General features: G+C 55.6%; 7 protein-coding genes. 5 read left to right on the top strand and 2 right to left on the bottom strand.

Annotated elements, in window-relative coordinates; genetic code table 11:
- Positions 1-1,296 precede the first annotated feature (1,296 nt).
- Both ABQ298_03330 and ABQ298_03325 read right to left on the bottom strand, forming a co-directional pair.
- Positions 1,297-2,226: an endonuclease/exonuclease/phosphatase family protein gene (locus tag ABQ298_03330; GenBank protein ID MEQ9823394.1), complete on the bottom strand. Its 930-nt coding sequence runs from the start codon at positions 2,224-2,226 to the stop codon at positions 1,297-1,299.
- Between the two features lie 61 nt (positions 2,227-2,287).
- Complete coding sequence (locus ABQ298_03325) at positions 2,288-3,583, bottom strand: M48 family metallopeptidase (GenBank protein MEQ9823393.1); 1,296 nt, start codon at positions 3,581-3,583, stop codon at positions 2,288-2,290.
- A gap of 138 nt (positions 3,584-3,721) precedes the next feature.
- Between ABQ298_03325 and xseB the strand changes: the two genes are divergently transcribed.
- From xseB to ABQ298_03300, 5 genes are all read left to right on the top strand, one after another.
- Positions 3,722-3,964 carry an exodeoxyribonuclease VII small subunit gene (xseB, locus tag ABQ298_03320; protein MEQ9823392.1) on the top strand — a complete coding sequence of 81 codons (243 nt, stop codon included), beginning with the start codon at positions 3,722-3,724 and terminating at the stop codon, positions 3,962-3,964.
- A 33-nt stretch (positions 3,965-3,997) separates the two neighbouring features.
- Positions 3,998-5,920 carry a 1-deoxy-D-xylulose-5-phosphate synthase gene (dxs, locus tag ABQ298_03315; protein ID MEQ9823391.1) on the top strand — a complete coding sequence of 641 codons (1,923 nt, stop codon included), beginning with the start codon at positions 3,998-4,000 and terminating at the stop codon, positions 5,918-5,920.
- A 44-nt stretch (positions 5,921-5,964) separates the two neighbouring features.
- On the top strand, positions 5,965-6,483 hold the full coding sequence (locus ABQ298_03310) for a hypothetical protein (GenBank protein MEQ9823390.1): 519 nt from the start codon (positions 5,965-5,967) through the stop codon (positions 6,481-6,483).
- A gap of 84 nt (positions 6,484-6,567) precedes the next feature.
- Positions 6,568-7,182, top strand: coding sequence for a hypothetical protein (locus ABQ298_03305; protein MEQ9823389.1), 615 nt, complete (start codon positions 6,568-6,570; stop codon positions 7,180-7,182).
- Positions 7,183-7,382: 200 nt separating this feature from the next.
- Entirely contained in the window at positions 7,383-10,184 is a 2,802-nt protein-coding gene (locus tag ABQ298_03300; GenBank protein MEQ9823388.1) for an ATP-binding protein, read from the top strand.
- The last annotated feature ends 132 nt before the right edge of the window (positions 10,185-10,316 follow it).

Below are 10,316 nucleotides of genomic sequence, written 5' to 3'. Positions count from 1 at the left end.
ATCCAGTCTCTACGAAGAGCAAACCACTGACTGGAGAGCCGGATGCGGGAGATCCGCACGTCCGGTTCGGAGGGAGGGGTGGCTCAACTCAATGAGCCATCCCTACCCCTATCGGAACAAAAGAGATTGTTTTTGAACCTGCTACACGGAGAGACGACGTGTATCCTGCTCCGGCGAAGCCGGATCAAGAGAGTCCGTAGGACGAACGGTGTTGGATTGGGTGGTTATAGGTTATAGGCGATAGGTTATGGGACAGGTCTCTCGTCCTGATCAAAAGTTGACACCTTGTGGTTAGTAAATGTCGTAGTTCGGTTCTTTCAATATCGGTCTTGCCTGGCAAGGCTGACGCACTGCTGTGAGTTGGAACATCGTTCAGCTGTGCTTCACTGGATGGACTGGCGGGGCCAGCCCAACAGGATGCGCTGCGCGCAGCAGGTTTTTTGTGGGTGGGTCTTGAACCTGTTAAAGGGAAAGATCGAACCGATGAGGTTTTTGAGTGTCCAGGGGGCGAAATTTTTCCAAATTCCGCTACGGGGAACTGATCGCTTGGGGAGGGCGTGGCGGGATGGAACGGCGGCTCCCGGCGAGCGCGAGCCCTACGTAAGATAGGAAAATCACCATGAGAGAAGATCCATGAGAACGGTATTGGGTTATGGGCGATGGGACTCGACTCAATTCTATCTGTGTTTTCTACGAAATCTGTGGTTTAGAAAGATAGAATTTGAACCACAGATTGCCCAGATTTCTCAGATGATGAGGGGTGCAGCGGAGCTGCGATGGCGAATGAGAAATACCTGATGGCGAAGCCTTTAACCTTTCGCTAGTTCAGAATTGAAATTCTGTTTCCCAGAAAATATGGGACTTTGGCTGGACCAAAGTCATATGGGCACCGCAGGTGCATTTGTTAAATTTCAAGTAGATGCAGGTTGATGGCGAAGGCTGGCTCTGTGTTGGAGATGGCTGACGCGCTGCTGAAGTTGGAACATCGTTCAGATGTGCTTCACTGGATGGACTGGCGGGGCCAGTCCAGCAGGATGCGCTGAGCGCAACAGGTTTTTTGTAGGTGGTTCTTGAACCTGTTACTGGGAAAGGTGGAACCGTTGAGGTTTTCGAGTATCCAGGAGTCGAAATTTTTCCAAATTCCGCTACGGGGAACTGATCGCTTGGGGAGGGTGTGGCGGGATGGAACGGCGGCTCGCGGCGAGCGGGAGCCCTACGCACGATAGGGGACATCGCCATGAGAGAAGATCCAACGAGAACGGGGTGGCGATTGGGCGATGGGGTTGCGGATGGTGCTCAGGGTATCCAGCGCAGATCGATGAGGATGGGGCGATGGTCGCTGGCCTGCAGAACCTGGGGGTGGTCCACGATAAGCGCTTCGATCTGCCAGTGGGGAGAATCGTACAGCGAGGGGCTGACGAAGAGAAAATCAATTTGCTCGTAACGGCGCTGGCGCGCGTAGTGGTAGGTCCAACTCAGACCGCTGCGGTCGATGACCGGGATCTCCAGCATGACAGGCTGACCGTTGACCACGGTCAGGCGATCATAGGCGGGACTGGCGGCATGATCGTTGAGATCCCCTACCAGCACCCAGGCGCGGTCGGGATCGGCTGCAAACTGATCGCGCAGCGCATCCCGGATCAGGCGCGCCTCCTTCTCGCGGCGCTCGGCACTGCCGGGATCCCGTTCATCGGAGGTGAAGCGGCTCTTGAGGTGCAGGGTGAGCAGCGTCAGTGCTGGCGCACCGGGCAGCGCTGGCTGCACCTGCAGCAATCCGCGCTTCACCCCTACCCTGTCCCCCAGATAAGGAAAATTCGCTCCCGGTGGCAGTGCACTGCCGACCTGGACCCATGGGATGCGTGACATCACGCCCAGACGGCGCTCGGTATCTACTGCCAGCAGGGTTTCAAATGCGCTGTACTGCAGGCCTGCCTCGCGACGTAAGTCCTCGCTCAGTTCCCGCAAAAAGCGATCATTGCCCACTTCCTGCAGCAACAGAACATCGGGTGCAAGCGAAGTGATCACGGCTCGCAGCGCGGCTTTCTCCGATTCCGGCTTGGGGTATTGCCTGCGGTACTGCTCGTAGAGGTAGCGGTCGCTGAGATTATAGTTGCGCAAGTTCCACGAGAGCACGCGGATGGCAGTCGGAGGTTCTGCCGCCCCACCCCCGAGCGGACTCCACAGCGCAACGACAAACACAATGCCGAGGGATGTCACTGCCCGCATGGGTGCGTGCAACCAACGCCCCCGGAAATTTGAACGTTGTTTCAGCTCGATCAAGGCAGCATCAGTGCGACGCGACCTCTTCCATCATGCGACTGTTCAACGCGTCCTCCCGCTCGAGCAAGGTTGGATGGGAGTAATAAAAGCGACTGAAAAACGGATGAGGAGTGAGGTTGCTGAGGTTCTTTTCGTGCAGCTTGCGCAGCGCGTGGATGAGCGGTTCGGGACTCTTGATCATGGAACTCGCAAACGCGTCGGCTTCGTATTCGTGGCGACGGGACATCGTATTGCCAAACGGGCCAAACCAAAAGGTGACATAGCCCGTGAGAATGGTGAAAAGCAGGATCGAAGGAACCACCTGATTGTAAAGCGTGCCGCCTTCCTCCGCATGGCGGAAAAAGCCAAAGGACTCGATGAACCATGCACTGCCTGCCAGCCAGCCGAGCAGTGCAAATGCGGCCAACCCCGTGAGCGCGGAGATGATCAGCATTTTGGGCACATGCCCCTTTTTGTAGTGCCCGATCTCGTGTGCAAGTACGGCCTCAAGTTCGCTGACCTCAAGCTGCTCGATCAGGGTGTCAAAGAGCACAATGCGCCGGAACTTGCCGAAGCCCGTAAAAAATGCGTTGGAGTGCGTCGAGCGCTTGCTGCCATCGATCACCTGAATCGTCTTCGCGTGGAACCCTGTGCGCTCGGACAGTGCGAGCAGACGGTCCTTCAGACTGCCATCCTGCAGCGGCTGTAACTTGTTGAAAATCGGCATGATCACCATCGGGTAGAGGATGACCATCAAGAGTTGAAAGGCAAAAAAAGCGATAAAGCCCCAAATCCACCACGTCTTGGGGAACCAGCTGAAAAATGCCAGCAACAGCACGATCATGGGAAACCCAATCACCAGCGTCAGCCCCAGACCCTTGACCTTGTCGCTGACCCACAGCTTCCAGTTGGAGTTGTTAAACCCGTAGCGGCTCTCCAGTTTGAACTGCTCCCACCACTCCATCGGCAGGGAAAAAAGGCTGAGAAATACCATCACCATCAGCAGCACCAGGCTCTGGGACCAGATGCCATCGCCAATCCAGCCCGAGAAAAAGTTGTACACCCACGGCAACAGACCCATGTAGAGGAAAACTCCCACCAGCAGCGTGTCCACCACTCCTTCCCATTCTGACAGCTTTGACTTGTCGAGTGAGTAACTGACCGACTTGTCATAACTCTCCTGGGTCATCACCTCCCGAAAGGCTTCGGGAATCATCCCGCGACAATGCCGGATGTGACGTCGGTTCAGGCGATTGAGCACAAATTCTGTGAGCCACTTGCCCAGAATAATAACCCCAAATAGGATAGTAATTGAATTCAACATTGATAAGACGGCCGAAAAATGGGTAGAAACAGAACCTTCATCCACAGAAGAGGAGGTCGTTTCTGACCGTCACTATGGATCGCTTCTGACTGTATTTCAATCAAATCAAAACGCCTAGTCACGTACCAAACCACACCGATGTCAAACCAGGAATCCGAATCCAGACTCAGTTTTGAAGACGCGCTGGAACAGCTCGAATCCATTGTGGAATCCCTCGAGGCGGGTGATACCCCACTGGAAAAACTCGTCACTCAGTATGAGCGCGGCACCGAGCTGCTGGAGCACTGCCGCAAACAACTGGGTGATGCCGAACTGCGCATCCAAAAGATCGAAAAAACCAAAGACGGGTTTGCACTCGAGCAAATCGATGTCCAGTCTTAGCGTTTTTTACCAAGCATCCATCTGCATCAGGGAATGTCGTTTTTAGAGCAAATCCAATCCTCAGCCGACCTGAAAGGCCTCTCCCTTGCGGAGCTCGAAGTGCTGGCTCAGGAAATAAGGGAAAAGATCATCACCGTGACCTCTCAGAATGGTGGTCATCTCGGCCCCAACCTGGGCGTCGTCGAGCTGACCATCGCGCTGCACCGGGTCTTTCAGACGCCGAAGGACCGCTTCGTCTTTGACGTGTCGCACCAGGGCTATGTGCACAAGCTGCTGACTGGGCGTAACGATGCGCGCTTCAATGACATTCGCCTGACCGGCGGGTTGAGCGGCTTTCTCAACCGCGAAGAGAGCGAGCACGATAGTTACGGTGCCGGGCATGCGGGCACAGCCCTTTCTGCCGCCGTGGGCATGGCCTGCGCGCGCGACCGCATGGGAGGTGACGAACATGTGGTGGCGGTGTGTGGAGATGCAGCCTTCACCTGCGGCATCACCTTTGAAGCACTCAACAACATTCCCAATGCCACCCGGCGGCTGATTGTCATTCTCAACGACAACGAATGGTCCATCGACAAGAACGTGGGCGCGATCTCAACCCACCTCAACCGCTTGATCACAAACCCGATCTACAACCGCATCAACGATGCGGGATCCCAATTTCTCAGTCACATTCCAGGCGGTGATTCCATCCGACGCCTGGGCCGGAAGGCCATGCGCGAGACCAAAGACATGTTCCTTGAATCCTCCGTCTTTGAAACCTTTGGCCTGCGCTACCTCGGCCCCATTGACGGGCACGACATCAAACGCGTCTCCGAATACCTGGAATTTGCAAAAAAACAGGACGTGCCAGTGCTGCTGCACGTGATCACGCAAAAGGGTAAAGGCTGCGGCGTGGCCCTTGACGAACCGGAAAAATTCCACGGAACGAGTCCGTTTGATGTGAAGACTGGCAGCTCAACGGGACGCAAGGTTCCGGGCATGACCAGTTATCAGGATGTCTTTGGTCGCGCACTCGTGCGCCACGCCCGCAAGGACTCGCGCATCATCGGCATCACCGGAGCGATGCCCAGCGGAACCGGACTCAGCTACCTGCGCGATGAACTGAAAGACCAGTATTTTGATGTTGGGATCGCAGAGGAACACGCCGTGCTCTTTGCCGCAGGAGCGGCGACGCGTGGACTCAAGCCAGTCTGTGCGATCTACTCGACCTTCCTGCAGCGCTCCTACGATCCGATCATTCATGATGTGTGCCTGCAGAACCTCAACGTGCTCTTCTGCATGGACCGCGCGGGACTCTCCCCCAACGATGGAGCAACACACCACGGCCTCTTCGACATCGCCTACCTGCGCTGTGTGCCCAACACCATTCTCATGCAACCGCGCAATGAGGACGAACTTTGTGACATGCTTGCCACTGGCATCGCCCATGAAGGTCCCTGCTTCATCCGCTATCCGCGCGGCAGTGGCACGGGAGCAACGATCAAGGCCGAACCCAAACTGTTGCCCATCGGCAAGGCCGAACTGCTGAGTAAGGGACGGGAGATCAGTTTGTGGGCACTCGGTGACATGGTCGAAGTAGCGCGTGGCATCGCCAAACGCCTCGAACAGCACTATGAGATCCGGGTGAGCGTGGTGAACGCACGCTTTGCCAAGCCGATTGACTCCAGCCTGCTGTTGACTGAAGCCCAAAACGCAAACCTGATCGTCACGCTCGAAGACGGGGTCGTCAATGGTGGCTTTGGCAGTGCGGTGATGGAACTGCTCTCCGATCATCATGTATGCACACCTGTCTGCCGCATTGGCTGGCCAGACCGCTTTGTGGAGCATGCCTCCAGTGTGGATGAACTGCGCAAACAGCATGGACTGTCCGCGGAGCAGATCTACGAAACCATCTGCCGTCACCCTGCCCTGGCAGAACTGCCCCGCCTCCGGCTCCCAGCTGCTACTCCGAGCTGAGTGGGCACCTTCCAAGAGACCAGTCAAACCCTAGCGCTGCACCCATGACGCCCGAGTGGATTCCCCTGTTGCTGATTGCCGGGTTTCTCGGATTTCGGCTGGTGCTGCACGCAAGTTATCCGCTCTGCATTTTCCTTCACGAACTCGGTCATGCCCTGCCCGCTCGCCTGCTCGGCAAAACATCGGTCGAAGTTCACATCGGTGCAAATGCTCCAGTACTGAGTGGCACACTGTTTGGCATAGAGATCACTCTGCACCGGGAGCACACTCACACCGGAACCACTCACTACCAGGGCGAAGTGCAGTCTGTGCTGCAAGCCTGTCTCATCATCCTGACCGCCCCCCTGCTGAGCCTGACGCTGACAGTGGCATTGACTGCCTGGCTGCTGGGGATGCTGGTGTATCAGTCCCTGCCGCTTACCTTCATCGCCTCCGCGCTGACCCTGGCCAACCTGCACATCACCCTGAGTGCCTGGCTCCCCCTCGGAAATGCCCACAGTGACTGGCTGGATTTTGTAAAAACCATGCAAAAACTGAGGCAAAATCCCCGAATGCCTCGCTGAATCTCTTGCTCATTTGAGCAAATTCACCTATTCTCAACCTATCGCAGCGGCAGCAATGTACCGCGACTTCATCCCGTCTGTTCCATGCGCTTCAGTCCACGCCATCCCTCCACGCCCATTCACTGCCATGCTTTTCTGTTCCTTTGCCTGACCCTGCTCTGCCTGCTGTCTCAAGCGGGATGCGATTCACAATCTGCCAATCCTGGTAACCTCGCATCTGAAGCCTTTGATCCGAACAGATGGATCACTGTGGAGGAGCCAACCCTTGGATTTCGCTCCAAGTTTCCCGGCAAGTGGAAGCACCGTACCCAGTTCATGCAGATGCCCCAGGGCAGTGCTACGGTACACATCTTTGAATACTGGCACATTGCCTTCCAATATGGAATCACAGTCACTCGCCTGCCTCCTGGAGTGTCCGACCTGCGCAACCCCAATCGGGTGCTCGACTATGCGGTGCAGTCCATCATTGACGAACATGGCGGCACCCTTACCTTTCAGGAGAACCGTAACGTGGGAGGGTTTTCGGCCCGACGCGCACGCATCACCCTGTCCGAAAGTTATCTCAAAAGCGCACAGCTGAATACTCTGATCGTGCTGCGCGATAACCTCGTCTACCGCATTTCCACCGCAGGCGTCGGCAATCACGAACACATTGAATTCTTTCTCAATAGCTTTGAAACGATACCGATCCAGTGGTAACTCCATCCATGCGGCAAGCGGCTCAAATCTGCACTGGCGATGGATCGTGTCCCTGAAAAGTGTCGATCGCGTGTGCGATGCTCAAGTTCTTCCCGATTTGGACGATCATCCGGTGGGCAATGATGCCAAACACTTGACCTGTTGAAGGGATCCATGCACCTGTTCCGCATGCACCTGCCTTCCTCATTCCTACGCTGTTGATGAAACCGGTTTCTCCATTCTTCCGGAAAATCCTCGAAATCATCGGGGCAGCTGCTGCGTACTATATCCTTGCATTACTGACACTCTCCTTCACGACAGAATCCATCTCCTATCTTCCCATCTGGCCTCCGGCAGCGGTTGCCTTGCTTGCGGTAACGCTCTGGGGTCCGGTCGTGGCAATTGGCATCTTCGCTGGCAGCCTGCTGTCCATGCTGCAATTTGCCATCACCCACGGCGATGTGAACTATGCGGACTATCCACTGATGTGGATTTCCATGGCAGCGTGCAATGCGATCCAGGCGGTATGGGTCTATTTTTCCCTGAAATCGTATGCCATCCGACACGAGCGACTCGTAGCCCGCTTCGCCATCCCCCTGCTGCTGCTTCGCAGTGCGATCGGCATCCCCCTTGTCATTGCGCTGCTGGTCACGCTGAGCATCTATGTGCATGGACGCCTGGACTTGGGCAACATACCGCTCACCGCACTGATCTGGTGCGTTGGCAACTCGGCAGCCCTCCTTGCCTCCTTTCCTGCCGTGTTCAGCTTGCGCAGTCGCAAGGGATTTTCCAACCGGCGGCTGTGGTCGGTCGCAGGTGGGGCATTTATCGGAATTTTTGGGATGCTGGCGCTCTACAGTTTCATGGTCAACCAGGACATTCGGCGCATTCACCAAACCCTGCTGAACCGCCAACAGATCATGGTGCAATCCGTGGAAAGCAACATGCTGGATACGTTGAAAGACCTCAATCTGATCAATATCGCCTGGGAGGAAACTGACCGCCTCAAACTCAATCTGTCCCAGTACCAACGCATCCTCGAACCCCTGCTCTCGCACGATCCATCCATCCGCGTCGCCAACCTCTGCAAACTCATCCCGCATGACCAGCGAGAAGCTTTCGAATCCCACCTCGAAACCCTCTACCAGCGTCCGGTGCCAATCACCCGTCAAGGTGAGAACGGTATGCTCCCGATGGGTCCTGCAGCGTTTTACCTGCCGATCACCCTGGTTCATCCGATCCAGGGCAACGAAAAAGTGCTCGGACTCGATCTGCTCAGCCATGCTCCGGTGCATGCAGTGATGCAGCAGTTGCTCGAAACCGGAGAACCGCAAATCACCCCTCCGCTCAAGTTGGTTCAGAGCACCAACGACGAAAAGGGACTGGTCATCTATCACCCCAGTGCACGCTTTGATCCTGAAGTGGATCCGCAACAGTCAAGCTTCAGCGTCATGAGCGTCGCCTACAACATCAGTGACGTGCTCGCAAGGGCCTGGCAAAACATCCGGGATGACGACATCATCGTCAAACTGCACGATGTCACGGATGCATCCGAACGCTTCTTTTCCGCGATTGGTCCCCGTGGTATTCTCGGTGAGGAAGAATCCAAGGCCTACATCGAAAGCGTGGAGGGGACGGATCTCTATGTGATCCGGAGCACACTTGAGGTCTGTAAGCGCACCTGGCAGTTCACCCTGCTTGCCGACGATGCCTACTACAAGCGCAACCTCTCCAATGCCTCGGTGCTCGCCATTGCGGGTGGATTTTTGATCATCCTCTGGTTTTGCTACTATTTCCTCAACCACCTCAGCACATTGTTTCATTTTGAAAACATGGTAGCCACACGCACGCAGGAACTCCAGATTGCCAAAAACCAGGCGGAGGCCTCAGCGAAGGCAAAAGCAGATTTCCTGGCCATCATGAGTCACGAAATCCGCACCCCCATGAACGGAATCTTCGGGGCCAGCGAATTGCTCGAAGACACACCACTCAATGCGGAGCAAAACCAGCTGCTCGGCATCATTCGCAAGAGCACGCGCTCGCTGCTGGCACTGATCAATGATATTCTTGATTTTTCCAAATTGGAAGTGGGGCGAACCAACCTGATGGTCGAGTCCCGCGACATCGTCTCCACTTGCCGCGACGTTCTCGAATCCCTGCGTTCCCTCGCCGAACGCAAGGGAATCAATCTACGCTTCGAATGCGATGCACAAGCTCCCGTTGTGCTCTGTTTCGACCCCAACCGTTTGGTCCAGGTGCTGACCAACCTCATCGGCAACGGTATCAAATTCACCGATCAGGGGGAAGTGTGCCTGCGCCTTCTACTGGAACCCGATGATGCAAAATGCCAGGTGACGATTCAGGTTCAGGACACTGGCATCGGTATTCCACGAAGCTTTCACCAGCACCTGTTTGAAGTTTTCAGCCAGGCTGACAGTTCGCAGGCGCGACGCTACGAGGGAACGGGACTCGGATTGGCAATCAGCCAGAAGATCATCACCCTGATGAATGGAAAACTCGATTTCGAAAGTCGTGAGGGTGAAGGCACGTGCTTTACCCTGCGACTGGCGTTTCCCAAGCCAACTGCAGGTGACGATGTGAAAACAGCACCACGCAGTCAAAAGAAGCCACCCCATCTCTACTCCCTGCTGCTGGTCGAGGATAATGCGGTGAACCAGAAGATCATCCGCCTCATGCTCGAGCGGGAGGGTTATCAGGTGGATGTGGCTCCGGACGGTGCCGATGCCCTGAACAAGATCGAACAGAGAAATTATGACCTGCTGCTCATGGATTGCGGACTTCCCATCATGGACGGCTACACCTGCACACGATCCATTCGCAGCATCGCCAAACACAGCACCCTGCCTATCATTGCCCTGACCGCTCACGCACTTGAGGGCGCCGCCGAAAAGTGCATTGCATCGGGCATGAATGCCTACTTGAGCAAGCCCATTCGCAAGCAACGCCTCTTTGAAACCATTCAGCGCCACCTGCCCGATAAGGTCTCAGCCGATGCCTTTTGACACGCCACAAATCGAAATTTGAGTAACTGTTCCGCTGGGTGCAGACGAGCCTCAGGTGAAAGAGGATGATTTTGCCAAGGATGTAGAAGTTGAGGATGAGCTCGACGAAGAAATTCTGGAAATCTTCATGGA

It is taken from the genome of Puniceicoccaceae bacterium (genome assembly GCA_040224245.1).
In the GTDB taxonomy this organism is placed as follows: Bacteria; Verrucomicrobiota; Verrucomicrobiia; order Opitutales; family JAFGAQ01; genus JAKSBQ01.
The sequence above is the reverse complement of the archived record's forward strand: the minus strand, read 5'-3'. Positions and strand labels throughout refer to the sequence as shown.

Coding starts and splice junctions, on each gene's coding strand:
- ABQ298_03330 (MEQ9823394.1), bottom strand. CDS start 2,226: ATGCGGGCAGTGACATCCCTCGGCATTGTGTTTGTCGTTGCGCTGTGG.
- ABQ298_03325 (MEQ9823393.1), bottom strand. CDS start 3,583: ATGTTGAATTCAATTACTATCCTATTTGGGGTTATTATTCTGGGCAAG.
- xseB (MEQ9823392.1), top strand. CDS start 3,722: ATGTCAAACCAGGAATCCGAATCCAGACTCAGTTTTGAAGACGCGCTG.
- dxs (MEQ9823391.1), top strand. CDS start 3,998: ATGTCGTTTTTAGAGCAAATCCAATCCTCAGCCGACCTGAAAGGCCTC.
- ABQ298_03310 (MEQ9823390.1), top strand. CDS start 5,965: ATGACGCCCGAGTGGATTCCCCTGTTGCTGATTGCCGGGTTTCTCGGA.
- ABQ298_03305 (MEQ9823389.1), top strand. CDS start 6,568: ATGCGCTTCAGTCCACGCCATCCCTCCACGCCCATTCACTGCCATGCT.
- ABQ298_03300 (MEQ9823388.1), top strand. CDS start 7,383: ATGAAACCGGTTTCTCCATTCTTCCGGAAAATCCTCGAAATCATCGGG.